At 70.0% G+C, this 25029-nt stretch carries 20 protein-coding genes; 11 read left to right on the forward strand and 9 right to left on the reverse strand.

Annotated elements, in window-relative coordinates; translation table 11 throughout:
• Positions 1 to 7: 7 nt before the first annotated feature.
• Positions 8 to 970 carry a GlxA family transcriptional regulator gene (locus B0I29_RS05650; RefSeq protein ID WP_111647762.1) on the reverse strand — a complete coding sequence of 321 codons (963 nt, stop codon included), beginning with the start codon at positions 968 to 970 and terminating at the stop codon, positions 8 to 10.
• 135 nt (positions 971 to 1105) lie between these two features.
• Between B0I29_RS05650 and B0I29_RS05655 the strand changes: the two genes are divergently transcribed.
• A complete protein-coding gene (locus B0I29_RS05655) occupies positions 1106 to 2116 on the forward strand; it encodes a LacI family DNA-binding transcriptional regulator (RefSeq protein WP_111647763.1) in 1011 nt (336 codons plus the stop codon).
• Here B0I29_RS05655 and B0I29_RS05660 read toward each other — a convergent pair.
• Positions 2113 to 3480, reverse strand: coding sequence for a serine/threonine-protein kinase (locus B0I29_RS05660; protein ID WP_181557700.1), 1368 nt, complete (start codon positions 3478 to 3480; stop codon positions 2113 to 2115). The genes B0I29_RS05655 and B0I29_RS05660 overlap by 4 nt on opposite strands.
• A 160-nt stretch (positions 3481 to 3640) precedes the next feature.
• Here B0I29_RS05660 and B0I29_RS05665 point away from each other — a divergent pair, with 160 nt between their 5' ends.
• The 6 genes from B0I29_RS05665 (at position 3641) to B0I29_RS05690 (ending at position 12066) form a co-directional block, all read left to right on the forward strand.
• Positions 3641 to 5467 (forward strand): sensor domain-containing diguanylate cyclase, encoded by a 1827-nt coding sequence (locus B0I29_RS05665; RefSeq protein WP_111647765.1) that lies wholly within the window; start codon positions 3641 to 3643, stop codon positions 5465 to 5467.
• On the forward strand, positions 5464 to 7755 hold the full coding sequence (locus B0I29_RS05670) for a putative bifunctional diguanylate cyclase/phosphodiesterase (protein ID WP_245972250.1): 2292 nt from the start codon (positions 5464 to 5466) through the stop codon (positions 7753 to 7755). The genes B0I29_RS05665 and B0I29_RS05670 overlap by 4 nt, the downstream gene beginning before the upstream one ends.
• A gap of 162 nt (positions 7756 to 7917) precedes the next feature.
• A complete protein-coding gene (locus B0I29_RS05675) occupies positions 7918 to 9849 on the forward strand; it encodes a zinc ribbon domain-containing protein (RefSeq protein WP_146616724.1) in 1932 nt (643 codons plus the stop codon).
• A gap of 9 nt (positions 9850 to 9858) precedes the next feature.
• Positions 9859 to 10359 (forward strand): hypothetical protein, encoded by a 501-nt coding sequence (locus B0I29_RS05680; RefSeq protein ID WP_111647767.1) that lies wholly within the window; start codon positions 9859 to 9861, stop codon positions 10357 to 10359.
• Positions 10356 to 11219 carry an SCO6745 family protein gene (locus B0I29_RS05685; RefSeq protein WP_111647768.1) on the forward strand — a complete coding sequence of 288 codons (864 nt, stop codon included), beginning with the start codon at positions 10356 to 10358 and terminating at the stop codon, positions 11217 to 11219. Before B0I29_RS05680 ends, B0I29_RS05685 begins: the two co-directional genes overlap by 4 nt.
• 73 nt (positions 11220 to 11292) lie before the next feature.
• On the forward strand, positions 11293 to 12066 hold the full coding sequence (locus B0I29_RS05690) for a hypothetical protein (RefSeq protein WP_111647769.1): 774 nt from the start codon (positions 11293 to 11295) through the stop codon (positions 12064 to 12066).
• A gap of 1 nt (position 12067) precedes the next feature.
• Here the strand turns inward: B0I29_RS05690 and B0I29_RS05695 are convergent, their stop codons facing one another.
• From B0I29_RS05695 to B0I29_RS05725, 7 genes are read right to left on the reverse strand one after another with little or no spacing between them, the layout of a single operon-like run.
• Positions 12068 to 13207 (reverse strand): ABC transporter substrate-binding protein, encoded by a 1140-nt coding sequence (locus B0I29_RS05695; protein WP_111647770.1) that lies wholly within the window; start codon positions 13205 to 13207, stop codon positions 12068 to 12070.
• An 11-nt stretch (positions 13208 to 13218) separates the two neighbouring features.
• Positions 13219 to 13974, reverse strand: a complete 756-nt coding sequence (locus tag B0I29_RS05700; RefSeq protein ID WP_111647771.1) for an ABC transporter permease — start codon at positions 13972 to 13974, stop codon at positions 13219 to 13221.
• Positions 13971 to 14729 carry an ABC transporter ATP-binding protein gene (locus B0I29_RS05705; RefSeq protein WP_111647772.1) on the reverse strand — a complete coding sequence of 253 codons (759 nt, stop codon included), beginning with the start codon at positions 14727 to 14729 and terminating at the stop codon, positions 13971 to 13973. The genes B0I29_RS05700 and B0I29_RS05705 overlap by 4 nt, the downstream gene beginning before the upstream one ends.
• Positions 14726 to 15568 carry an ABC transporter permease gene (locus B0I29_RS05710; RefSeq protein ID WP_111647773.1) on the reverse strand — a complete coding sequence of 281 codons (843 nt, stop codon included), beginning with the start codon at positions 15566 to 15568 and terminating at the stop codon, positions 14726 to 14728. Before B0I29_RS05710 ends, B0I29_RS05705 begins: the two co-directional genes overlap by 4 nt.
• Positions 15565 to 16566: a TIGR03842 family LLM class F420-dependent oxidoreductase gene (locus tag B0I29_RS05715; protein WP_111647774.1), complete on the reverse strand. Its 1002-nt coding sequence runs from the start codon at positions 16564 to 16566 to the stop codon at positions 15565 to 15567. The genes B0I29_RS05710 and B0I29_RS05715 overlap by 4 nt, the downstream gene beginning before the upstream one ends.
• Positions 16567 to 16577: 11 nt before the next feature.
• Positions 16578 to 17978: a dihydropyrimidinase gene (hydA, locus tag B0I29_RS05720; RefSeq protein WP_111647775.1), complete on the reverse strand. Its 1401-nt coding sequence runs from the start codon at positions 17976 to 17978 to the stop codon at positions 16578 to 16580.
• Entirely contained in the window at positions 17975 to 18817 is an 843-nt protein-coding gene (locus B0I29_RS05725; protein WP_111647776.1) for a nitrilase-related carbon-nitrogen hydrolase, read from the reverse strand. Before B0I29_RS05725 ends, hydA begins: the two co-directional genes overlap by 4 nt.
• 193 nt (positions 18818 to 19010) lie before the next feature.
• Between B0I29_RS05725 and B0I29_RS05730 the strand changes: the two genes are divergently transcribed.
• The 4 genes from B0I29_RS05730 to B0I29_RS05745 all read left to right on the forward strand — a co-directional run bounded on the left by B0I29_RS05730 (position 19011) and on the right by B0I29_RS05745 (position 24841).
• Positions 19011 to 20387 (forward strand): aminotransferase class I/II-fold pyridoxal phosphate-dependent enzyme, encoded by a 1377-nt coding sequence (locus tag B0I29_RS05730; RefSeq protein WP_111647777.1) that lies wholly within the window; start codon positions 19011 to 19013, stop codon positions 20385 to 20387.
• A gap of 28 nt (positions 20388 to 20415) precedes the next feature.
• Positions 20416 to 21711: an aspartate aminotransferase family protein gene (locus B0I29_RS05735; RefSeq protein ID WP_111647778.1), complete on the forward strand. Its 1296-nt coding sequence runs from the start codon at positions 20416 to 20418 to the stop codon at positions 21709 to 21711.
• 149 nt (positions 21712 to 21860) lie between these two features.
• Positions 21861 to 22775, forward strand: a complete 915-nt coding sequence (locus B0I29_RS05740; protein WP_111647779.1) for a sugar phosphate isomerase/epimerase family protein — start codon at positions 21861 to 21863, stop codon at positions 22773 to 22775.
• Positions 22775 to 24841, forward strand: coding sequence for a PQQ-dependent sugar dehydrogenase (locus tag B0I29_RS05745; protein WP_111647780.1), 2067 nt, complete (start codon positions 22775 to 22777; stop codon positions 24839 to 24841). The genes B0I29_RS05740 and B0I29_RS05745 overlap by 1 nt, the downstream gene beginning before the upstream one ends.
• Positions 24842 to 25029 lie beyond the last annotated feature (188 nt).

The raw sequence follows: 25029 nt of genomic DNA on the forward strand, positions 1-25029 counted from the left end.
AGAAGCGTCAGGAAGCGCGAGGTTCCCGCCAGCGGAAGGCGCGCCGGTACTCGGTCGGCGTCGTGGACAGCACCCGCTGGAAGTGCAGCCGCAGGTTCGCCCCGGTGCCCAGCCCGACCCGCGCCGCCACCTGGTCGACGCCGAGGTCGCTCGACTCCAGCAGCTCCCGCGCCAGGTCGACCCGGGCCCGCAGGATCCACTGCATCGGCGTGTACCCGGTGTCCTCGACGAACCGCCGGCCGAACGTGCGCTCGGAGACCCGGGCGTGCCGCGCGAGAGCGGACACCGTGAGCGTCTCGTCGAGGTTGCGCAGCGCCCACTCCCGGGTCGCCGCGAACACGTCGCCGAGCGGTTCCGGGATGCTCCGTGGCACGTACTGCGACTGTCCGCCGCTGCGGTACGGCGCCGCGACGATGACCCGGGCCACCGCGTTCGACGCCTGCACCCCGTGGTCGCGCCGGATGATGTGCAGGCAGAGGTCGATGCCGGCGGCCACCCCGGCCGACGTCAGCACCTGGCCCTCGTCGACGAAGAGCACGCTGCCGTCGACGTGCACCTTGGGGTAGTCGCGGGCCAGGATCGGGGCCAGCCGCCAGTGCGTGGTGGCGCGGCGGCCGTCGAGGATGCCGGCCGCGGCGAGCGCGAACGCGCCACCGCAGATCGAGACCATCCGGGCGCCCCGGAACGCGGCGTCGCGCAGCGCGTCGAGGGCGGCCGGCGCGGGCGGGCGCTGCGGCAGGCGGAACCCGGGGACGATGACGGTGTCCGCCTCGGCGATCGCCTCCAGGCCGGCCTCGACGACGAAGCCGAGCCCGTCGCGGCCGGGCACCGGGCCGGGCGCCAGCGAGCAGGGCGTCAGATCGTATGACGGGTGGCCGTCGCGGGGTGAGAAGACCTGCATGGTGACGCCGAGGTCGAGTGGCGAGGCGCCCGGCAGGACCAGCACGGCTATCTTGTGAGTTCCGGTCACAGGACCACTTTGCCGGGCGCGCGGCGCGGCGCGGAACTGGCGGTCCGGACAGGGTACGCAAGGATTCCGCCAGGCGGACTACCCTCGTGACGCGTACGCACGTACCGTGTGGCGACGCGGAAAGGACGGCCGGCGATGCGAGAGGACCGGAGTCGCTCGACAGGGCGGCCGACGCTGGAGGAGGTCGCGGCCCGGGCCGGAGTCGGCCGGGGCACGGTGTCCCGCGTCGTCAACGGGTCGGCGCAGGTCAGCCCCAAGGCACGAGAGGCCGTCCAGGACGCGATCGACGCGCTGGGTTACGTGCCCAACCGCGCCGCCCGCGCGCTGGTCACCCAGCGAACCGATTCGATCGCCCTGGTGATCTTCGAGTCGGGTGAGCGGTTCTTCGCTGAGCCCTTCTTCGGCCGGATCGTGCAGTCGGTCTCCTCGGTGCTGGTCGCCCGGAACCTGCAGATGGTTCTGATGATCGCGCAGGCGCCCGAGGAGCGCCGCCAGCTCGAGGGATACCTGACCCGGCAGCACATCGACGGCGCGCTGCTGCTGTCGCTGCACGGCGACGACCCGCTCCCCGGGATACTGGAGGAGCGCGGCGTGCCGACCGTGCGGGTCGGCCGCCCGATGCATCCGGACATGGTCAGTTCGGTCGACGCGGACAACCGCGGTGGCGCCCGCGCGGCCGTCACCTACCTGCGGGAGCAGGGCCGCCGCTGCATCGCCACGATCACCGGGCCGCTGGACATGGCGGCCGGCATCGCGCGGTTCGACGGTTACCGCGACGTGGTCGGCGACGGCCCGGCCGCCCGGGGCGACTTCGGTGAGCTCAGCGGCGCGACCGCGATGGAGTGGCTGCTCCAGCAGTACCCGCAGATCGACGCGGTCTTCGCGGCCTCCGACATGATGGCCGCCGGTGCGCTGCGGGTGCTGCGCCGCGCCGGCCGCCGGGTGCCGCAGGACGTCGCGGTGATCGGGTTCGACGACTCGGTGATCGCCCGGCACACCGATCCGCCGCTGACCAGCGTCTACCAGCCGATCGAGCAGATGGGCCAGGAGATGGTCCGGCTGCTGCTGAGCAAGCTGGACGGCGAGGAGACGGCGGACTGGGAGACGGTCCTGCCGACGCGGCTGATCCTGCGCGGATCAGCCTAGGCGGAGGCGCCTTTGAGATCGTCCAGCCGATCCTGGATGAGACCCGCCTGGTCCGAGGTCAGCCCGCCCTCGCCGAGCCGCTGGCGCACCTTGCGGCTGAGCAGGTCGACCTGGTCGTCGACCTTCACCTCGGAGAGCCCGTCCAGCTGACCGAGAAGGTTCAGGAAGTCGAGCGCGACGTCCGACCGGATCTCGCCGGCCTCCTCGCCCTGTTCGACGGCGTCCCGTACCCGGCCCACCGCCGCGTCGACCGTCAGCGTCTTCTCCTCGGGCGCCGGGCTGGGTGGCGCCGGTGGGGCGGTCGTCTCCCGTGTCGCGGACGGTGACGGCGACGGGCTCGGCGGCGCGGCGAACTGCGCGTCGTCCTCGGCGCCGCCGACCGTGTTGACCAGCACCACGAATGATCCGGCCACCACGGCCAGGCCGATGCCGAGCGCGATCCGGCGGCGGTTCAGTGACGGGTCGCCGGCGCCGGTCAGGCGCGGGACGACCCGGGCGCTGCCGGTCGGCGGGCGGGTGGGCAACGGGATGGTGCGCCGCGACGCCGTCGAAGGGATCAGCCGGGTCAGGGCCCGGCGCGCTTCCGCGGCCGAGGGACGACGGTACGGGTCCTCCTGCAGGCACCGCCCGATGAGATCCCGGAGCCGCTCCGGCAGCGACTCGGGCAGCCGGGCCGGACCGTGTGACTGCGCGGCGGCCAGTTCCTCCCAGGTGTCCACCGAGTACGGCGGCTCGCCGGCGACCATTTCGAAGAGCAGGACGCCGAGACCGTACAGATCGGTGGCCGGCTCGGCGGGTTTGCCGTCCAGACGTTCCGGTGCGGCGTACGCCGGGGTGCCGAACGTGGCGCCGGTGTCGTCGTCGTCCGGTTCGCCGGCGGTGGCGCTGATCCCGAAGTCGAGCAGTTTCACCCCGCCGGTGCAGAGCATCACATTGCCGGGCTTGATGTCGCGGTGCACGACGCCGGCCGCGTGGGCGGCGGCCAGGGCCTCGGCGACAGCCGCGGCGATCGAGACGGCCTCACCCCACGGCATCGGGCCGTCGGTGAGGCGGGCCGCGACGGTCTCGCCGCTGAGCAGTTCCATCACGACGAAGGGCGCGACCGAGCCGTCCGGGCGTACCGCCTCGCGGTAGTCGTGCACGGCGGCGATGCCGGGATGCGAGAGGCGGGCGGCGAGCCGGGCCTCCCGCCAGGCCAGATGCGCGGCCCGGGTGTCACCGGCCGGAAGCTTCACCGCGACCGGCCGATCGAGCAGCTCGTCGGTGGCCCGCCAGACCTGAGCCATACCGCCCGTCTCCAGCAAGGTGACGAGGCGGTACCGCGAGGTGAGGAGGAGCCCCGGGGCCGGCCAGACATCGTGCATGCCAGGACATTCGCGGAGTCCGGCGGGCATGTCAACCGCTGGAGGCCGATACGGGATCCCGGTGCTCGAATCTCGGCGGGGAATCGGCCGGCCGAAGATCTAAGACAATGCGAATTCCGGCCGATCGCTGGCAACGTCAGGGAACGGACGGGAGACGAGAATGCGCAGCCGGGATCCGGTGCTCGTCGTGCTTCTGCTCGCCGGGACGGTGCTGACCGGCGCGTACGCACTCGATCTCGGTAGCGCCCGGGCACAGACCCTGGCCGCGTGGCTGTTCACGCCGCTGCTGGACCTGCTGCTTGTCGTCTGGGCCGGAGCGGTGGCTCGCCGCCCCGGGCTGCGGGCGCCGGCCCGCCGGTTCTGGCTGTCCATCGCGGTCGCCGGGCTGGTCTTCCTCTGCGGTGACTCGGTGCAGTGCGCCGTGCTGCTCGCCGAGCCGGCCGCCGATGGGCTCACCTTTCATCCGGCGCAGTCCGCCGCCGCGCTGACCGGCCTGCTCCTGGTCTGTGTCGCCGCGGTGCGTTATCCGACCCGGTCCTGGCGGAGCGGCGCGAGCATCCGCTTCGCTCTCGACGCCGGCATCGTGGGCACCGCCGCCGTCGTGACGGTCTGGTGCGTGATGACCTGGCCCGGACTGGCCGGCGTCGGGGCGAGCGTGTCGCTGCCGGTGGCCTTCGGCTCCGGCCTGCTGCTCTGTGCCGTCTTCCTGGTGGTGCGGATGGCGCTCAGTGGTGACAGCCCGATGTCGCCGCGGGCAGCGACGCTGCTGGTGGCCGCCCTGTTGTTACAGGTCCTGGCCACCGCTCTGGTGCCCGTCCTGGACGCGGGTCACGCCAGCGTGCAGCTGGTGCTCGCCTTCCTGCCGTGCGTGCTGTCCGCGGCCGGGGCGAGGGTGCAGATGACCGGGGCGGGCGAGCCGCGGCGACGCGACCTGCCGGTGAGCATGCGGCGCGGGTACAGCGTGCTGCCGTACACCGGAACCGTGATCTGCGCGGCGGCCCTGGTGACCGGCCTGGCGTCGCAGGGGCTCGGCCTGACCGCGTGGGGCGCGCTGGCCGGCCTGATCCTGAACGTGGCGCTGGTGGTGGCCCGGCAAGTGGTCTCGCTCGCCGAGAACAACCGGCTCGTCGGCCGGCTCGACGACAGCCTCGGCGAGATCCGCAAGCGGGAGCGGCTGCTGGAGTCGATGCTGCGGCATTCCAGCGAGATCATCTCGATCGCCGGCGCGGACGGTAGGTTCTTTTATGTGAGCCCGGCCGTGGAACGGCTGCTCGGCCTGCCGGTCACGGACGTGCTGGGCCGTTCAGCCAGGGACATCCTGCATGCCGAGGACGAGAAACGTCTCGGCGCGGACCTGGATCATCTGTACCGCACACCCGGCGCCGAACTCGCCTATCAGGGCCGCTACCGCCGGGCCGACGGCAGCTGGCGCTGGCTCGACGTGTTCGCGGTCAATCTCGGTCACGAGCCCGGCATCGGCGGCATCATCTGCAACGCCCGCGACGTCACCGAGTCGCGGGAGCTGCACGAGCGGCTGACCTTCCAGGCCGGCCACGACGAGCTGACCGGGCTGGCGAACCGGCGCGCGTTCACCGCGGCCGTGCTCGGCGTGCCCGGCGACGCCACGGTCCTGCTGATCGACCTCAACGGCTTCAAACAGATCAATGATTCGTACGGGCACAGCACGGGTGACGCGGTGCTCCGGCACGTTGCCGGGGTACTCGTGGAGTGCGCGGAACCGGGCGACCTGCCGGCCCGTCTCGGCGGCGACGAGTTCGCGGTCCTGATCGGGGGAGCGGGAGAAGACAACGCCCAGCGCCTCCGGACCGCCCTCGCCCGCCCGGCCACGATCGGCGGCCGGATTCTGCCGGTGGGCGCCAGTATCGGCGTCGCCACCGGCCCGGCCTGCGACCCCGACCACCTGCTCAACGCCGCCGACCTGCGGATGTACGAGGACAAACAGCGCTCCAGGACGGTCACGTCGTGATCGCTGCGCTGATCGCGGTGCTCGGCGTTCTCTGGTACGCGCACTGGACCATGGCCGGAGGCGGCTCGGCCGCGGTCGCGTACCTGTTCATGCCGGCCGGCATGCTCGGCGCCCTGCTGGCGATCCGCAGAATGCGGCGGGCAACCCCACTGGAACCGATCGGCCGGCGCTTCTGGCGGACCCTGGAGATCGCCTGCTGGCTGCTGACCGCCGGCTACGGAATCCTCGCCGGGGCCGCGTTCGTCTCCGCCCCCGAGCTGCCGGTGATGCCGGTGCCCGCTGTCGCGTTCGCCGGCGCCGGGATGGTGCTGGCCATGTGGGCCGTGGTCCGGGTTCCGCTCGGGGTGACCAGCTGGCACGAGCGTGGCAAGCAGAGCCTGGACCGGCTCATCGCGCTCCTCGGCTGCGGCATCGTGCTCTGGCACTTCGGCCTGGCCCCGATGGTCTTCGCCCCGGAGCCGTGGAGCACCCCGGTCCTGGCGATCATCCTGCTGGCGTTCCTCTTCGCGGCCGGCGCGATCACCAAGGTCTCGTACATCACCGGCGGCCCGGTGGACCGCACGGCCGTCCGGGCGATCGCGATGACCGGTCTGGTCGCCGCCGTGGTCGCGGTCGCGGCGGTGGCCGGCGGCGCGAACGGGCCGGTCATCGCCCAGACGCTCTGCCTGCCGATGGTTCCGGTGCTGATCGCGGTGGCGGCCTGCCGGCAGCGTGCCGCCGCCGGTGCTCCGCCGCGCCGGAGCAACATCATGCTGCCGTACCTCGCGATGCTGGCCACCGACGTGGCGGTCGCGCACGTGCTGTTCGGTACCGCCAGCCGGGACGAGACCCGGGTCGTGGTCGGTGCGTCGGTCATGGTCACCGCGCTGGTCACGGTGCGGCAGTACCTGGCGTTCCGGGCGAACAACCGGCTGCTGGGCGAGCAGCGCGCCTCCGAGGAGCGGATGCGGTACGAGGCCACCCACGACGGGCTGACCGGGCTCGCCAACCGGGCGCTGTTCCGCCGCCGGCTGGACGAGGAGCTGGCCGCCGGCGAGGCCACGGTCCTGCTGGTCGACCTGGACGACTTCAAGACGGTGAACGACTCGCTGGGCCACGATCTCGGCGACGACCTGCTGATGGCGTTCGCGGCGGCGCTCAGCAGCGCGACCGGCTCCGACGGCGAGGTGGCCCGGCTGGGCGGCGACGAGTTCGCGGTCCTGGTCCGGCGCGGCGAAGGCGAAGGTCTCTCAAAACCGGGCCGGGCCGAGCTGCTCGCGGAACGGGTGATGGCGATGACCGCCGCGCCGGTCGGCGAGAACCGGCTGCTCGTCCACGTGAGTGCCGGCCTGGCGTCGGCACCCGCCGGCACCGCGGCCAGCGCGCTGCTGCGCGCCGCCGACACCGCCATGCACGTCGCCAAGGAGCGCGGCAAGAACAACTGGGTGCGGTACGCGAGCGGCATGGAACAGGCCGCGCAGGCACACGCCCGGCTCGGCGGCGAGCTGCGCCGGGGCCTGGACGCCGGCGAGTTCCGGGTCGTCTACCAGCCCCTGGTCTCGCTGGACACCGGCCGGATCATCGGCGCGGAGGCCCTGGTCCGCTGGGCGCATCCGGAACGCGGCCTGGTCTCGCCGGCCGACTTCATCCCGGCGGCCGAGCGCACCGGGCTGATCGTGCCGCTGGGCCGGTTCGTGCTGCGCGAGACCTGCCGGCAGGCCGCCGCCTGGCTCGCCGAGTTCGGTCCGGACGCCCTCGCGAAGGTCGCGCCGAACGTCTCGGTCCGCCAGCTGCACGACCCCGATTTCGTCGACGATGTGAAGGCCGCGCTCGCCGACTCCGGCCTGTGCGCCGAACGCCTCGTCCTGGAGCTGACCGAGTCGGCAGTGCTGCGGGGCGCGCAGGCGCTGCGGGTGCTGCACGAGCTGCACGACATGGGCGTGCGCCTGGCACTGGACGACTTCGGCACCGGCGAGTCGTCGCTGAGCCTGCTGCGCGCGTTCCCGGCCGCCATCGTCAAGCTGGACAAGTCGTTCGTCGACGGCATCGAGTTCGACGAGCTGGGCACGCCCGCTGCCGACGCCCGCCAGGCGGTGGCCCGCGCGGTGATCCAGCTGGCCGGCGCGCTCGGCCTGGACACGGTCGCCGAAGGCATCGAGAACCAGGAACAGGCCGACCGCCTGCACCGCCTCGGTTACACCGTCGGCCAGGGATATCACCTGGGCCGCCCGGTCCCGCCCGAGGAGATCACCGCCCGCTTCGCGGCCGAAGCCGAGCAGGCGCGACGCTCCCAGCCTGCCGCGGCCTGAGCTCACTGCCACAACAGACCCCGCTGGAGCCGAGCCGTGGTTGCCGGCGGTGCGATCAAAGTCGAGGTGACGACGGAATTGTCGGGTGCGTGAGACGAGCTTGTCGGGCTACGCTTCCACGGACAAGAACAAGTGTTCGAATCCGGGGCGGTGAGCAGGAGCGTGACCCGTGCCGCGACTGCTGCCCCGAGGAAGACCCGGGGAAAGTCGAAGCAGAAGAACTGGCGGAGAGAAACGGATGCTCCAGTTGCGGTGATTCCGCTTGAGCTGGACCTGTCGGACCCGGCGATCCGGAGCCGGGTATTCGCGATGTTCGGGGCGATCTGGCATCTGCGCCGAGCCTTGCAGCGCCGGGCCGTGAACCGGGTCGACGCGTACTGGCGATCCAAGCGTCTGCGTGCGTCTGACCCGAGGGCTGCGCGCGTGGCGTTCGGCCTGTCGCGGCGAGCGTTCGAGCAAGCCGCGGCCGAGCATGTAGACCGGTCGGGATGGCTACGGCGGCACTTGACCAAAGCCGTTGCGATGCATCTCGCAGACGAGATCTGGGCTGCCGTCGACCGGCACCTGTTTTCTGACGAGTCCGGCAACCGGCACGGTCGGCCGCGAGTTGGATCGTGGTGGACATCGAACCGGATCCCGGGCAGAGCCCGCTCGCATACAAAACCAAAGACGTGGGAGACGTTCCATCTGGTCGGGTCGCTAGGCGCGCATCGGGAGGCGGGAGGGCATCACGGCCGCACGCCGATCAAGCCTGTCGAGCGGGCGACGTGGTGGGATTACGGCGGTCCGCTGGCTGTCGTGTTCACCGGCGCCGGTGACGATCTGGTCCTGCCGATCAGGCTCCAGAGCAGGCCTGGCAGTCAGGCCCGGTTTGATCATTTTCTCGGCCGCCCGCAGCTGTGGCACAAGGTTGACCTGGTGAGAGTCGAAGACCCGAAAGCACCCGGCGGCTGGCGCGTCTACGCGCACCTGATGATTCTCGGCCCCGGTTGGACCAGCCCCGCCGTCGCCGGCCAACGGGCTGCGGCACCGTCCGATCGGCTCGGTGGCGTCGACGGCAACGTTTCCAGCCTCGCGGTTGTGTCCATGCCGGCAGACCCTGCTGAACTCGGTGGCCTGCGCACAAGCCTGGTCACCATCACCGCAGAGCAGCGCGAGTCTGCCGCGCGCGCGGCGAAGAAGGCCCGGGACCAGCAGCGATCCTTGGATCGGTCCCGGCGTAATAGCAATCCCGGCCAGTACCAGCAGTCGAAACGGGAGCGAGGGCGCGCGGACCGACGGGCGGGTGCCGGCTTGGTGCCGAGGCAGGTGCCGACGCCGACCGGTGCCCGGGTCGCGAACAGGAATGGGGTGCCTCGGCAGGCATATCGCAAAGACCAACTCAGCCCTGCCTACCGGCGCACCCGCGCCGAACACGCGGCCGCGGCCCGGTCGAGGTCGCAGGCGAAACACGCCCGAGCCCAGCAGATCAGCCGGGCGATCGTCGCTGAACACGGACCGCGTTTGGTTGTCGAACACACGAACATCCACGCTTGGGCGAGGCTTTGGGGTCGCGGTATCGCTCTGTTCAGCCCTGGCATGTTGATCGCCGCGTTGAAGGTCGAATGCGTCGCGGCCGGCGGGCGAATGCTGCGGGCCGGTACCCGACAGACCGCCCTGTCGCAGCAATGCCCATGCGGCCGCCGTGAGAAGAAACCTCTCAGTCAACGCGTCCACGCCTGCCCGGTCTGCGGCCTTCGAGGGCATCGGGACCTGGTGGCCGCCGCGATGGGTGCCTGCGTCACATTCGGCGACCCGGACCAGCCGAGCACTGCTTACATCGATCAATTCCTCCGGGAGGCTCTCGCCTACCGGATCGAGATCCAAGGGCAGCAAGACGCCCTGACCTGGTCAACCGCAACCGCCAATGCCCGCAGTCCTGGGGTGTCGGTAGGTACGGCAGCCGCTGAATCGCAGCGGCCTCTGCCAGACAAACCGGATACCACCGAGACGGACCACCCTCCGATGACCCACACTGGCTTCTCTGGTCGGCGTGAGCACGCGGAGCCATCCGTCCGGCACGGCCCTGAGTCCTCACATCGGCTCAAGTCTTAGGGTACGGAAATGGACACGGACGACGGCACCGGTACGGCACAGTCGCTCGCGGACCGGCTGGATCAGCTGACCTTCGCTGAGCTGACGGAGAGCCAGGCGACGGCCCGGATTCTGGACACCGTGGCGGACTGGGCCGGCGCGCAGGGGTGGCGGGTCTACCGCCGGGCGCCCAGCGTCTTCCCGTTGCCGGCCCCGCTGCGTGGCAACTCGGTGCTCGACGTGGCCTGCGCCCGGCCGGACGGCCCGCCGATCGCGATCGAGATCGACCGCAGCGACCGGCAGCGCACTGTCGACAAGCTGCTGGCCGAGGCCGCGGCCGGCCGGGTCGCGATCTGGGTCCGCTGGGGCGCCGGCCCGTTCCCGCCCCCGCCGCTGCCGGTGCACCTGGTGACCCGGGAGACGGCCCGCCGCGCCGGGAAATGGCACACCGTGGCAGACATGCCCGCACCGGCCCACTCGGAGCAGTTACTTTCCGGTAACATCGCGGAACTGCCTCTGGAGGACACATGACCGAGAGCCCGTACCACCTGGCCTGGCGCGTGACCGAGCCGATCCACTCGATGATCTACTTCGTGCCCGAGGGGCCGGAGGCGTACGCGAAGGCCGGGCTGGACGACGCGGGAGCCGGTTACTTCGCGTCCCGGGGCGCGGTGTTCGGCGCGACCGGACCCCAGGTCGTGACCGCCACGTTCTACAACTTCAACCCGCGCCTGGTCGCCCGGGTTCTGCCGGCCGCCTGGCAGAAGACCACGCCGGAAGCGATGATCGCGGCCCGTTACGCCGCTGTCGACGCGGCACTGACCCGGGGCCTGGGCGCCGAGGTGCTCGCCGGTCCGGAGGTCGCCGAGGCGGCCGAGCTGGCCCGGACCGCCGCCGAGGCGGCGACCCGGTGGCCGCAGGGCCGGCCGCTCTTCGCCGCGCACGCCGAGCTGGCCTGGCCGGAGCAGCCGCACCTGGTGCTCTTCCACGCGCAGACGCTGCTCCGCGAGTTCCGTGGTGACGGGCACATCGCCGCGCTGCTCACGGCCGGTCTCAGCGGTCTGGAAGCGGTGGTGCTCTACGTGAAGCAGGGCCTGTCCGACGAGCGGTTCCTGCGGCCCACCCGGGGCTGGAGCCGCGACGAGTGGGCGGCCGCCGCCGAGGGGCTGCGTGAGCGCGGCCTGCTCGCCGGCGACGAGCTGACCGACGAGGGCCTGCGGCTGCGCGCCGGGATCGAGGAGCAGACCGACCGGCTGGCCGAGCCGGCGTACTCGGTGCTGGGCGAACAGGGCGCGCTGCGGCTCGCGGACCTTACCCGGCCGCTGAGCCGCACCCTGGTGAAGGCCGGTTTCCTCGACCCCCGGGGGCTGAGTCCGCAGCGTCCGAGCTGAGGAAACTTTCGGGTGAAAAGCCGCACCGGCCAAAAGCGTTGTCGTTCGGTAGCGAGAGGGTCACTCTTGGTTGGTGAGCGAGCTACGGAGACACCCGGCGTCCTGGTGGGCGCAGTTCCAAGAGTCCTCCGACAGGTTCGACACGGCGGTCCTCACCGAAGGACTCAGCGACCTGATCACCGCGAAGATCTCGTCGCCGCTGCTGCGCCGTGAGGCGCAGATCGCAGCGGAGATCGTTGTCCGGCACCTGAACAAGCCGACCAGCCCGGAGCTGGCCGAGCGCTCCACCAAGGCCGTGGAACGGCTGGTCGAGACGGTGGACCGGCTCGAGGAACGTTCCGGCGAGGGTTTCGAGCTGGCCGAGGCACGGGCGCTCTGTCACCTGCTCGAAGGCCGCTTGGGCGACGCGGCCTCGGAGGCCGAGGGGTTCGTGAGGACGCAGTCGATCCTGCGGCTCTTCGTCTCTTCGCTGCGGATGGAACGGTTCGACAACGACCTGGCGGTGCGGATGCTCGCGGCCGGGCACGCCCCGGCGGCAGCGCTCGGTTCCGGCGCCGTGATGGGCAAGTACAGCTGGTGGCCGAGCTGGCTCACCAAGGTGGTGACCGAGCGGGCCATGGCCGGCAACCTCGACCAGCACACGATCACCGCTCTGGACCGCTGCGCGTACGCCGAGCTGAGCCCGGCGCAGGCACGCATCGCGCGCCGGCTGCTCTCCGGCGAGCAGGACCTGATCGAGGCCTCCGCCACCCGCCTGGAGATGCTGAACGAGCCCCGGGCCGCCAAACTGCTCCGCGAGGGCGACCTGACAGCGGTCGCCCTCGCGGCAAGACTTATCCCGCTCTAGATCAGGCGCCGCCCTCTTCCAAGGTGACGGTGGCGGGAGCGAAGCCGGTGCCGTTGACGTCGACGCCGGCGGTCTTGGCGGCCTCGACGGCCTTGTTGATGTAGTCGTTGGTGTAGGCGAGGCCCTCGGGGGCCTTGGTCAGCACCGAGTCACCGGTCTGGTTCTTGGTGGTCTGCGAGATGTCCACGGTCTGCTTCCAGGCCGCCTCGTCGATGACGCCGATGCCACCGGTGGCCGGCCAGATCAGCTTGTTGACCTCGTTCATCTGCCAGAGCTGGTGGCTCTTGCCGAGCTTCGAGCCCTTCGCGATCACCAGGTCACGGCACTTCTCCGCGTTGTCGCGGCAGAACGCCCAGCCCTGGATCGTGGCGGTCAGGAACTTCACCGTCTGCTGCTGGTACGCCGGGTCGTCGAGCTTCTCGGTGTTCGCCCAGACCGCGTCCTGGAGCATCGAGGAGCCCTCGGTCTTCCAGTCGATGATCGAGAAGTCGGCGGCGGTGTACAGCTTGCCGGTCGCCGGGTTCTTCGCCTCGAGGAGCTGGGCGTACTCGTTGTAGCTCATCGCCTGGGCGGCGTCGATCTCCTTCTTCAGCAGCGCCTGCATGTCGAACTGCTGCTGGACCAGGGTGACGTCCTTGCCCGGGTCGATGCCGGCCTTGGTCATGCCGGCGAAGAGCTCGAACTCGTTGCCGAAGCCCCAGTTGCCGACCTTCTTGCCCTTGAGGTCAGCGGCGGTCTTGATGCCGCTGTCCGCCCACGCCACCTGATAGGTGCCGGAGCGGGCGAAGATCTGGCCGACGTCGGTGATCCCGGCGCCCTGCTCCCGCGACGCCAGGGCCTTCGGCACCCACGCCACCGCGTAGTCGGCCTTGCCCTGGGCGAGCACGGTCTGCGGGACGATGTCGACGCCGCCTTCGATCAGCTCGACGTCGAGACCCTGCTCCTTGTAGAAGCCCTGGTCGACCGCGGCGATGTACCCGGCGAACTGTGCCTGGTAGAACCACTGCAGCTGGAGCTTGATCGGGGTCAGCGCGCCACTGGCGCCGGGCGCGGGGGTGGCGGTCTCGTCGGCGGTACCGCAGCCGGCGAGGATCAGGGTGGAAGCGGCAATGATGGAGGCGAATATCCGGGTTCGGCGCATGAAGAAACCTCTCAGGAGATGAGCGACTGCCGCCACGGCATGGCTAGCCGTTCCAGCAGGAGCGTGACGAGGTAGAAGGTGAGTCCGAGCAGGCAGGCGCCGGCCACGAAGGCCCAGGCACGGGGGTAGGCGGTGAACGCCGCGGCGGAGGTGATCCGCGCGCCGAGCCCGTCTTGCAGCCCGCCGAAGTACTCGGCGACGACCGCGGCGATGACGGCCAGCGACGACGCCTGCCGCAGGCCGGTGAAGAGATGGGGGAGTGCGCCGGGCAGGCGTACCTTGCGGGCGAAGGTCCAGCCACCCGCGGCGTAGGTGTGCATCAGCTCCTGGTGGACCGGGTTCACCTCACGCAGCCCGCGCAGCAGGTTCAGGAAGACCGGGAAGAACACCACGATCGCGGTGACCAAGCGGCGGGGGACGCTGCTGGTCGACTCGAACATGTTGTTGAGGATCGGGGCGAGCGCGATGATCGGCAGCGCGTTGATCACCGCGGCGAACGGGACGGACACTTCACCGAGGATTTTCGACCGGCTGACGGCGAGAGCGGCCAGGATCGCGATCAGGGTGCCGGCCACCAGGCCGACCAGGGCGTTGGTGCCGCTGGCGAGTGCCGCCTCCCAGACGTTGGTCCGCTGGGCGAGCAGCTCGCGCCAGATCGCCGACGGCGCCGGCAGGATGAACGGGGCGATCCGGCCCAGCGTGACGATCAGCTCCCAGAGGACCAGCGCGAGGACTCCGACGATCACCGGAGGCAGGACGCGTCTCATGAGCGCAGCGCCTTGCGTACCTCAGTGATCTTTTCGAAGTAAGCCGGCGCCTGCCGTCCTGCCTCGTCCCGTGACGGGATCTTGATGTCGATCGCCGCGGTGATCCGGCCGGGGCGCGCCGACATCACCACCACCCGGTCGGAGAGGAAGACCGCCTCGGAGATCGAGTGGGTGACGAAGACGGTGCTGGTGCCGGTCGTGGCGCAGATGCCGAGCAGCTCGGACTGGAGGCGTTCGCGGGTCATCTCGTCGAGCGCGCCGAACGGCTCGTCCATGAGCAGCAGCGGCGGCTGCACGGCGAGGGCCCGGGCGATCGCGACACGCTGCTGCATGCCGCCGGAGAGCTGGCCGGGGTAGTGGCCGGCGAAGTCGGCGAGGCCGACCAGCTCCAGCATCTCCTCGGCCTTGGCCTTGCGCTCGGAGCGCGAGACGCCGCGCAGTTCCAGGGGCAGCTCGACGTTCTTGCGGACGGTCCGCCACTCGAAGAGGCCGGCCTGCTGGAACGCGATGCCGTACTCCTGCTCCTTGCGGGCGGTCGCGGCGGGCCGGTCGGCGACGGTGACCGTGCCGGTGGTCGGCGTGATCAGGTCGGCGATCAGGCGCAGCAGGGTGCTCTTGCCGCACCCGGACGGGCCGATCAGGGAGACGAACTCGCCGTTCTGAATAGAAAGATCGATTTCGGCCAGGGCGGTGACCTCATCGGGCCGGCCCTGGTTGAAGATCTTGGACACGTTGTCGACCACCACGGCGGTCATAGAGTCACCACCTCCACGTGGCGTCGATGCCGCATCAGCGGCACTTCCAGGAGACTGACGGCGGCCGCGACGAGGAGGCCGAGCAGCGCCGCCCCGAGCATGGCCGTGTAGACCTTGGCGGGATCCGAGGTGGCCTCCCGGGAGTACTCGATGATCAGGCGGCCGATGCCGCCGCGGGTGCCGGTCGAGATCTCACCGACCACCGCACCGACCACCGCTGCCGCGCCGGCCAGGCGCAGCGCCGGGAAGAGGTAGGGCAGCGCCGCCGGGAAACGGAGCTTCACCAGCGTGCGCCACCACCCCGCGGCGTAACTGCGCATCAACTCGACGCCGCTGGCGGACGGTGACTGAAGACCGCGCAGCATGCCCACCGCCACCGGGAAGAACGCGAGGTAGGCGGCGATCACCGCGACCGTGGCCCAGGGCGGCATCACGACGCCACCCCAGCCGGCGATCAGCGGCGCGAGCGCCACCAGCGGAACGGTCTGGGAGAGGATCACGTACGGAAGCAGCCCGCGCTCGACGATCCGGAACCGCTGCATCGCGACCGCCAGGACCAGCCCGATCAGCGCGCCGGCGACGAATCCGGCCGCGGTGATGCCGAGGGTGAAGACGCAGGCGTCCAGCACCACCTGCCACACCGGACGGCCGCCGGCCAGCTCGGGCGCGCCGAGCCGGTCGGCGATCGTCGCGAGGTGCGGCATGGAGAGGTCGTCGGCGCGCGGGAGGACCCGCACGCCGAACAACACCGTCCCCTCGGGATTGCCGACCGCCTTGTAGCCTTCCCAGGCCAATCCCGCGATCAGCAGCCCGGCGATCACCGAGAGGACGCGCCTCATGCGTTGAAGGCCGGGATGATCTTCTCGCCGTACGCGGCGAGGGTCTCTTCCTTCGCGTCGTGCTGGAGGTAGACGGCGAATTGGTCGACGCCGAGCTCCTTGAGCTGCTGCAGTTTCTTCACGTGCTCCTCGACCGGGCCGAGGACGCAGAACCGGTCGACGATCTCGTCGGGCACGAACGTGGTGTGGCTGTTGCCGGCCCGTCCGTGCTCTTTGTAGTCGTACCCTTCCCGCGCCTTGATGTAGTCGGTGAGCGCCTGCGGCACCGCGCCGCCGTCGCCGCCGTACCGGCCGACGATGTCGGCGATGTGGTTGCCGACCATCCCGCCGAACCAGCGGGTCTGATCCCGCTGGTGTGCCAGGTCGTCACCGACGTAGGCGGGGGCCGCGACGCAGAACTTGATCGAGTCCGGGTCGCGTCCTTTAGCGGCGGCGGCGCGGCGGACCGCCGTGATCATCCACTCGGCGATGTCCGGGTCGGCGAGCTGCAGGATGTACCCGTCGCCCACCTCGCCGGTGATGGCGAGAGCCTTCGGCCCGTACGCCGCCACCCAGACCTCCAGACGGCTGTCGGCCGCCCAGGCGAACTGGATCTCGTTGCCGCGTACCGTGACCTTCTCGCCGTTGCCCAGGCCCTTGATCACCTGGACGCTCTCGCGGAGCTGGCCCAGGGTCTGCGGCGTGAGGCCGAGGACGCGCAGCGCCGAGTCGCCACGGCCGATGCCGCAGACGGTCCGGTTGCCGTACATCTCGTTGAGCGTCGCGTGCAGCGAGGCGGTGACCGTCCAGTCCCGGGTGCCCGGGTTGGTCACCATCGGCCCGACGATGATCCGCTCGGTCGCGCCGAGGATCGCCGAGTAGACGACGTACGGCTCCTGCCAGAGCACGTGCGAGTCGAACGTCCAGAAGTGGCTGAAGCCGGCCGCCTCGGCCTTCTTCGCCCACTCGACGATCTGCAGTGCCGGTGGGTCGTTCTGGAGGACTACACCGATGTCCATGTGAGCCCCTTTCAGACCAGGTAGTCGGTGAGGCCGCGCTTGACGTACCGGCCACGGCCGGCCCGCCCGGTGTACCGGCCACCGGTGGCGATCACCTCGCCGCGGGAGATGACGGTGTCGACCTTGCCGTCGATCTCCCAGCCCTCCCAGGCGGAGTGGTCCATGTTCATGTGGTGCGTCTCGGCGCTGATCCGGGTACGCCCGTTCGGGTCGTACAGCACGATGTCGGCGTCCGAACCGGGCGCGATGATGCCCTTCTTCGGGTAGAGGCCGAACATCCGCGCCGGCGTGGTAGCGATCGTCTCGACCCAGCGGCTCAGCGACAGCTTGCCGTCGACCACGCCCTGGTAGAGCAGGTCGACCCGGTGCTCGACGCTGCCGATCCCGTTCGGGATCTTGGAGAAATCACCACGGCCGAGCTCCTTCTGGTCCTTGAAGCAGAAGGGGCAGTGGTCGGTGGAGACGACCGACAGGTCATTGGTACGCAGGCCCTGCCACAGGTCGGCGCGGTGGCTCTCGTGCTTGCTGCGCAGCGGCGTCGAGCAGACCCACTTGGCGCCCTCGAAACCGGGCGCGCCGAGCTGGTCCTCCAGCGTCAGGTACAGGTACTGCGGGCAGGTCTCGGCGAACACGTTGCGTCCCCGGTCCCGGGCCTCGGCCACCTGCTCCAGAGCCTTGGAGGCGGAGAGGTGCACGATGTACAGCGGGCAGTCCGCCGCGACGCTGGCCAGCCAGATGGCCCGGCTGGTGGCTTCCGCCTCCAGCTCCTGCGGCCGGGTCAGGCCGTGGTGGATCGGGTCGGTCTCGCCCCGCTCCAGGGCCTGCTTGACCAGCACGTCGATGGCCGGCCCGTTCTCCGCGTGCATCATGATCATGGCGCCGTTGTCGCGGGCCTTCTGCATGGCGCGCAGGATCTGGCCGTCGTCGGAGTAGAACACCCCCGGGTACGCCATGAAGAGCTTGAAGCTGCTGATCCCCTCGTTGGCGACCAGGTAGTCCATCGCCTTGAGGGACTCGTCGTCGACCCCGCCGAGGATCATGTGGAAGGCGTAGTCGATGTGGCAGTTGCCGTCCGCCTTGCCGTGCCAGGCGGCCAGGCCGTCCTGCACGACCTCACCGGTCTTCTGCACCGCGAAGTCGATGATCGTGGTGGTGCCGCCGATCGCGGCCGCCTTGGTGCCGGTGTCGAACGTGTCGCTCGCCGCGGTGCCGCCGAACGGCAGCTGCATGTGGGTGTGCGCGTCGACGGCGCCCGGGATGACGAACTTCCCGGTCGCGTCGATCGTCTCCTCTTGATGAGGTGCGGTGCCCGGCGCGAAGAGCGCCACGATCTTCTCGCCGTCGACCAGCACGTCCGCCGGGATCGCCCCGCTGGGACCGATCACGGTCCCGCCCTTGATCAGGAAACTCATGGCTGCACCAGGTCCCCGTACGCGTCGGGACGGCGGTCCCGGTAGAACTGCCAGCGGTCGCGGACCGTGGTGAGCAGGCTCAGGTCCAGGTCGCGGATGATCAGTTCGGGGTTGTGGGTGTCGCCCACCTCGCCGACGAACTTGCCCTCCGGGTCGACGAAGTACGTCTGACCGTAGAAGTCGTTCTCACCGAGGTCCTCGACGCCGACCCGGTTGATGGCGCCGATGAAGTACTCGTTGGCGACCGCGCTGGCCGGCTGCTCCAGCTGCCAGAGGTACGAGGAGAGTCCGCGGCTCGTGGCCGACGGGTTGAACACGATCTGCGCGCCGTTGAGGCCCAGCGCACGCCAGCCCTCCGGGAAATGGCGGTCATAGCAGATGTAAACGCCGACCTTGCCGACCGCGGTGTCGAATACCGGATATCCGAGGTTGCCCGGGCGGAAGTAGAACTTCTCCCAGAATCCCTTGACCTGGGGAATGTGGTTCTTGCGGTACTTGCCGAGGTATTTACCGTCGGCGTCGATCACAGCGGCGGTGTTGTAGAGAACGCCGGGCTGCTCCTGCTCGTACATCGGCAGGACCATGACCATGCCCAACTCGGCGGCGAGGGCCTGGAAGCGCTCCGTCGTCGGCCCGGGGATGGACTCCGCGTACTCGTAGTAGGCGGCGTCCTGCACCTGGCAGAAGTACGGGCCGTAGAAGAGCTCCTGGAAGCAGATCACTTTCGCGCCCTGGGCGGCGGCTTCACGAGCGTAATCCTCGTGTGCCTTGATCATCGATTCCTTGTCGCCCGTCCAGGTGGTCTGGACGAGGGCGGCGCGGACGACGCTGGTCGTCATTGCGGCCCCTCTCTCTTGATCTCTTTTTACGCACGCGCAGTGCGCTGCTAAGCGCCTGTGATCGTGTGTTTACTCCTCGGCGTGGGCCCTGCGCTAGCTCTTGCTTGTGAGCGCCGGATGCCGTAGGACACTAACGACACACATTGAGGCGGACAATTGCTCGTACGTTACGGAATGTTTCGGAGAGAATAATTTGCTCACGCTGATCACCGGGGCGGTTCAGGACCGCAGTGCCCGGGGCATCGCGGCGGCCGTCAGCCGTCTGATCACCGCCGGCCGGCTGCCGGCCGGGATCCGGCTGCCCACCGTCCGCTCGGTTGCCACCGAGCTCGGGGTCAGCCCCACCACGGTCAGTGAGGCGTGGCGCAGCCTCATTCTCGCCGGTGCGATCCAGACGCGCGGGCGTTCCGGCACCTACGTCTCCGGCCCGCTGCCACCCCGGGAACGCCTGCGGTACACCCAGCTCGGCAACGCCAGCGTGACCCTGCCGAAGGACCTGTCCACCGGCGTTCCGGACCCGGCGCTGCTGCCCGATCTCAGCGGGGCGCTGCGCCGCATCGGTGACGGGCGGTGGGCGGGCAGTTACCTGGACGCGCCGGTGCTGCCGGAGCTGGAGGCGGTGCTGCGCGAGCGGTGGCCGTACCCGCCGGAGCGGCTCACCGTGGTGGACGGCGCGATGGACGCCCTCGACCGGATCGCCGGCGCGATGCTGCGTTTCGGCGACCACGTGCTGGTGGAGAACCCGGCGTTCGCGCCGCTGCTCGACCTGCTCCAGGCGGTCGGCGCCACCGTGATCGGGGTGCCGATGGACGCGGGCGGTGTCGACCCGGCCGCGCTGCGGCAGATCCTGCGCGATTACCGGCCGGTCGCGCTGTTCCTGCAGCCACGGGCGCAGAACCCGACCGGGACCAGCATGGACCGGAACCGGGCGCTGACGCTCGCCCAGGTCCTGCTGGAAGCCCCGAATCTGTTGATCGTCGAGGACGACCACGCCGGCGACATCGCCTCCGCGCCGCTGGTCAGCCTCGGCTCGCACCTGCCCGACCGGACCGTGCACGTCGCCAGCTTCTCCAAGAGTCACGGGCCGGACCTGCGGCTCGCCGCGATCGGCGGGCCCTCGCACGTGATCGACGCCGTCAGCGACCGGAGGCTGCTCGGTCCGGGCTGGTCCAGCCGGCTGCTGCAGGGCGTACTCCTGGATCTGCTCACCGACCGGCGGGTGATCGCTCAGGTCGCCACCGCGAGGGATACGTACGCGGCGCGTCGCGCCGCCCTGCTCGCCGTGCTGCACGGGCACGGGGTCGAGGCGACCGCGGCCGACGGCATCAACCTGTGGATGACCGTTCCTGATCAGCAGAACGCGATGGTGGCCCTCGCCGCGCACGGTGTCGCGGCGGCACCCGGCGCGCCGTTCTGCGTCCAGCCGCTCGCCGAGGACCACCTGCGGATCACCGCCGGGCTGGTCACCGGCGGATACGACGAACTGGCCGAGGTACTCGCCTCGGCCGCCTTCCAGACCAGCCGCGGCAGCGGCCGGCGCGGCCAGGGACACCCCCACGGCTGGCGCTGAAATCCCTCGTCGTTCAGGAGGTACTTTCATGAGTCTGCTGGATCGGCATCGAGCCGTCATGCCAGGCTGGATGCCCGTGTACTACGGCGATGACGCCTTGGAGATCGTGTCCGGAAAGGGCCGGCGGGTCACCGACGCGGCCGGCCGGACTTACCTGGACTTCTTCGGCGGGGTGCTGACCACCATGGTCGGTTACGACATCGCCGAGATCAGTGACGCGGTCCGCAGTCAGGTGGACACCGGCGTGGCGCACACCTCCACGCTGTACCTGATCCGGCAGCAGGTCGAGCTCGCCGAGAAGATCGCCCGGGTCTCCGGCATCCCGGACGCGCGGGTCTTCTTCACCAACTCCGGCACCGAGGCGAACGAGTCGGCGCTGCTGTTCGCCACCAACGTGCGCCGCTCCAACCAGATCCTGGCGATCAAGAACAGCTACCACGGCCGGACCTTCGCCACGATGGCCGTGACCGGGCATCGCAGCTGGTCGTCGAGCTCGCTCAGCCCGCTCTCGGTGAACTGGCTGTCCTCCGCCGACCGGCTGCGCGGCCGGATGGCCGGGCTGGACGACGGCGACCTGCTCGACGCGGCCGTCGACGATCTGCGCGAGGTGCTCGCCACGGTCACCGCGGGTGACGTCGCGGCGCTGATCGCCGAGCCGATCCAGGGTGTCGGCGGTTTCGTGGCCGGGCCGGACGGGCTGCTCGGGGCGTACCAGAAGGTTCTCTCCGAACACGGCATCCTGCTGATCGCCGACGAGGTGCAGACCGGCTGGGGCCGCACCGGCGAGCACTTCTGGGGATATCAGGCGCACGGCGTCACGCCGGATCTGATCACTTTCGCCAAGGGCATCGGCAACGGGTACGCGCTGGGCGGCGTCGTCGGGCGGGCCGAGGTGATGAACGCGGTGCCGGCGATCAGCTTCTCCACCTTCGGCGGCAACCCGATCAGCGCGGCCGCCGGCAACGCCGTGCTGGATTACGTCCTCGACCACGACCTGCAGGGCAACGCCAAGCGGGTCGGTTCGATCCTGCTGGACGGGCTGCGCGCGCAACAGAGCGCGATCGTGGCCGAGGTACGCGGACGCGGCCTGATGATCGGCATCGAGTTCGTCCGCCCCGGAACCTCCGAGCCGGACCCGGCGGCAACCCTGCGCGTCTTCGACCTCTGCCGGGAGGGCGGCCTGCTGGTCGGCAAGGGCGGCCTGTACGGCAACGTGATCAGAATCGGTCCGGCGCTGACCCTGACCGAGGACGAGGCCCGCGAAGGGCTGGCCGTTCTGACGGACGCGATCGCGGTGGCGGATTCTGAGTCGCGTATCGCCTGATATTTAGCCGCAAAACCCCCGCAATCGCGGGGGTTTTGCTGTAGGCGCGGGAACTTTCGCTTGATCTGAAGAAACTTGTCTTCACTTTGGACGAAACAGATCGGTAACGTCTCGATCCATGTAGATAGATCGATGACAGGGGGACCGCAATGCCGCAGTCACTCAGCCGCCGCAGCCTGCTCGGCGCCGCCGCCGCCGCGGGCGCGGCCGGAGCCACCGGAGCGCTGGCCGTACCGGGCGCCGCCGCCGCGGGGGGACACGGTCGCGCCGGCCGTGTCCCGCGCGATCAGATCAGCGTGCAGCTCTACACGCTCCGTAATCAGCTTTCGATCAACTTGGAGACGAGCCTCGCCGAGCTCGCCGAGATCGGATACACCCGGGTCGAGCACGCCGGCTTCGTCGGGCGTACCGCCGCGCAGTTCCGCGCGGCTCTGGACAACGCCGGCCTGCGTGCCACCTCGGGCCACGTCGGCATCCCGCAGCCCTTCAACGCCGACACCTGGAAGCGCGCCCTGGAGGACGCCGCCATCGTCGGTAACAAGTTCATCGTCCACCCGTTCTTCGGGCAGGGCGCGACCGGGCCGATCCGCGACGCGGCCGTGTACCGGGCCTTCGCGGCCGATCTGAACAAGGCCGGAGCGCTGGCCCGCCGGGCCGGTCTCAGCTTCGGCTATCACAATCACCACGCCGAGTTCTTCCGGCAGAACGGCACCAACCTGACCGGGTTCGACATCCTGACGTCGGAGACCGACGCGCGCAACGTCCATCTGGAGGTCGACCTCTACTGGGCGTTCCGCGGGGCGAACGACCCGGTTGACCTGATCAAGAAGCATCGGGGCCGGATCCGCCAGGTGCACGTCAAGGACCTCGACGTGAACGCCAGCTTCGCCGACCCCGGCGACGGGCTGATCGATTTCGGCCGGATCTTCGAGCACTCCCGCGAGGCCGGTCTCGTCGAGTACATCGTGGAACGCGACGATGCCGGGTCACCGCCGCGTACTCCGGCGGATGCCCTGGTCACGGCGCAGCGTGGGTACGCGTACCTGGAGGGGTTGCGATTCTGATGGGGTTTCGCCGTCTCTCCGCACTGATCATCGCCGGAGCGGCCGTGCTGGTCGCCCCGGTCCCGGCCGCCGCCCATCCCGGGCACGAGTTCCCGTCCGACTTCCAGAAGGTCACCCTCGACGATTTCCCGGGTGAGCCGATCGCGCTCGCGGTGCTGCCGGACAAGCGGGTGCTGCACACCGCCCGCACCGGTGAGGTCCGCATCCACGAGCCCTCCACCGGCCGCAACGTGCTGGCCGCCAAGATCCCGGTGTACCTGCACGACGAGGAGGGTGTGCAGGGCATCGCGATCGACCCGGACTTCGAGCACAACAAGTGGGTCTACGTCTACTACTCGCCGGTGCTGAACACGCCGTCCGACGACCCGGCCACCCCGGGGATCAACGAGGGCGACGCACCCGCGACCGGGACCGCGGCCGACTTCGCGCCGTTCAAGGGGCATCTGCAGCTGTCCCGGTTCAAGCTGTCCGGCAACACGCTGCGGCTCGGCACCGAGCAGAAGATCCTCCAGGTGCCGACCGATCGCGGTCAGTGCTGCCACGTCGGCGGCAAGATCGATTTCGACCGGTCGGGCAACCTGCTGATCTCCACCGGTGACGACAGCAACCCGTTCTTCTCCGACGGGTACGCGCCGATCGACGAGCGGGCGAACCGCAACCCGGTCTTCGACGCGCAGCGCAGCTCCGGCAACACCAACGACCTGCGCGGCAAGCTGCTGCGGATCAAGGTCGGCCAGAACGGTCGCTACACCGTTCCGCGCGGCAATCTGTTCAAACCGGGCACACCCAAGACCAAGCCCGAGATCTACGCGATGGGCCTGCGCAACCCGTTCCGGTTCGCTGTCGACCCGGTGACGAACGTGGTCTACCTGGCCGATTACTCGCCGGACGCGCAGAGCGCCAACCCGGCGCGCGGGCCGGCCGGACAGGGCCGCTGGATGGCGATCGACAAGCCCGCCAACTACGGGTGGCCGTATTGCGTGGCGCCGGACCAGCCCTACATCGACTACGACTTCGCCACCGGCGTCTCGGGGGCGCCGTTCAACTGCGCGGCGCCGGTCAACGAGTCGCCGAACAACACCGGGCTGCGCAACCTGCCGCCGGTCGAGAAGGCCGAGGTCATCTATTCGTACGGGGCCAGCGCGACCTGGCCGGAGCTCGGGACGGGTGGCATCGGCCCGATGGGCGGCCCGGCGTACGACTACTCCGCCCGCAACAGGTCGCAGACCAAGTGGCCGAAGGAGTTCGACGGGCTGCCGCTCTTCGCCGAGTGGACCCGCGACTACGTGAAGGCCTTCCACCTGGACAAGCGCAACCAGGTCACCCAGATCGACCCGGTGCTGCCGAACCTGGTGTTCGACAACCCGATGGATCTGGAGTTCGGCCCGGACGGCGCGCTCTACGTACTGGAGTACGGCGACGGCTACTTCGCCGAGAACCCGGACGCCCAGCTGTCCCGGTTCGACTTCGTGCGGGGCAACCGGACGCCGATCCCGGTCGTCAAGGCCACCCCGACGTCCGGGGAGGCGCCGCTCACGGTGTCGTTCTCCAGCGCCGGCACGACCGACCCCGACGGCGACGCCCTGCGGTACGCGTGGGACTTCAACGCCGACGGCCGGGTCGACTCGCGGGAGCCGAACGCCACGTACACGTTCACGGCCAACGGCAACTACCGCCCGGTCCTCAAGGTCACCGACAGCACCGGTCGCTCCGCGGCGGCCGAGGTGATCCTTCCGGTCGGCACCCTGGCGCCGGTCGTCACGTTCGTGTCGCCGGTCGAGGGGCAGCCGTTCGAGTTCGGCGACACGGTGAACTACGAGGTGGCGGTGACCGACGACCAGCCGGTCGACTGCGCCGACGTGACCGTGACGTACATCCTCGGGCACGCCGAGCACGGGCACCCGCTCTCCACGTCGGCGGGTTGCACCGGGTCGATCACGACCTTCGTGGATCCCGGGCATGCCGGGGCCGAAGGGCTGACCGCGGTGTTCGTCGCGTCGTACACGGACGCCGGTGACCCGCCGCAGACCGGGACCGCGGAGGTGGTGCTGGACCCGGCCGACTGATCGCGCGTCGTCGATGAGAGCCGGTCGGGCCGAGAGGCCCGGCCGGCTCTTTCGGCGGTCTGTCAACCGAATGGACATAAAGAAATGTTCATTGGTAGTCCGTTGACATGAGCGCAACGTGTTTGAACGGTCACCCAAAAATGATGTTTGGAAAACGGGAGGTTAACGGAGGCGGAATCTTGTACATG

The organism is Actinoplanes lutulentus (assembly GCF_003259845.1).
Classification (GTDB): domain Bacteria; phylum Actinomycetota; class Actinomycetes; order Mycobacteriales; family Micromonosporaceae; genus Actinoplanes; species Actinoplanes lutulentus.

What these genes read in the sequence shown, in the direction of transcription:
- B0I29_RS05660 (WP_181557700.1), bottom strand. Translation starts at nt 3,480, where the DNA reads ATGCACGATGTCTGGCCGGCCCCGGGGCTCCTCCTCACCTCGCGGTAC.
- B0I29_RS05655 (WP_111647763.1), top strand. Translation starts at nt 1,106, where the DNA reads ATGCGAGAGGACCGGAGTCGCTCGACAGGGCGGCCGACGCTGGAGGAG.
- B0I29_RS05725 (WP_111647776.1), bottom strand. Translation starts at nt 18,817, where the DNA reads ATGACGACCAGCGTCGTCCGCGCCGCCCTCGTCCAGACCACCTGGACG.
- B0I29_RS05665 (WP_111647765.1), top strand. Translation starts at nt 3,641, where the DNA reads ATGCGCAGCCGGGATCCGGTGCTCGTCGTGCTTCTGCTCGCCGGGACG.
- hydA (WP_111647775.1), bottom strand. Translation starts at nt 17,978, where the DNA reads ATGAGTTTCCTGATCAAGGGCGGGACCGTGATCGGTCCCAGCGGGGCG.
- B0I29_RS05685 (WP_111647768.1), top strand. Translation starts at nt 10,356, where the DNA reads ATGACCGAGAGCCCGTACCACCTGGCCTGGCGCGTGACCGAGCCGATC.
- B0I29_RS05700 (WP_111647771.1), bottom strand. Translation starts at nt 13,974, where the DNA reads ATGAGACGCGTCCTGCCTCCGGTGATCGTCGGAGTCCTCGCGCTGGTC.
- B0I29_RS05710 (WP_111647773.1), bottom strand. Translation starts at nt 15,568, where the DNA reads ATGAGGCGCGTCCTCTCGGTGATCGCCGGGCTGCTGATCGCGGGATTG.
- B0I29_RS05745 (WP_111647780.1), top strand. Translation starts at nt 22,775, where the DNA reads ATGGGGTTTCGCCGTCTCTCCGCACTGATCATCGCCGGAGCGGCCGTG.
- B0I29_RS05715 (WP_111647774.1), bottom strand. Translation starts at nt 16,566, where the DNA reads ATGGACATCGGTGTAGTCCTCCAGAACGACCCACCGGCACTGCAGATC.
- B0I29_RS05680 (WP_111647767.1), top strand. Translation starts at nt 9,859, where the DNA reads ATGGACACGGACGACGGCACCGGTACGGCACAGTCGCTCGCGGACCGG.
- B0I29_RS05705 (WP_111647772.1), bottom strand. Translation starts at nt 14,729, where the DNA reads ATGACCGCCGTGGTGGTCGACAACGTGTCCAAGATCTTCAACCAGGGC.
- B0I29_RS05740 (WP_111647779.1), top strand. Translation starts at nt 21,861, where the DNA reads ATGCCGCAGTCACTCAGCCGCCGCAGCCTGCTCGGCGCCGCCGCCGCC.
- B0I29_RS05735 (WP_111647778.1), top strand. Translation starts at nt 20,416, where the DNA reads ATGAGTCTGCTGGATCGGCATCGAGCCGTCATGCCAGGCTGGATGCCC.
- B0I29_RS05695 (WP_111647770.1), bottom strand. Translation starts at nt 13,207, where the DNA reads ATGCGCCGAACCCGGATATTCGCCTCCATCATTGCCGCTTCCACCCTG.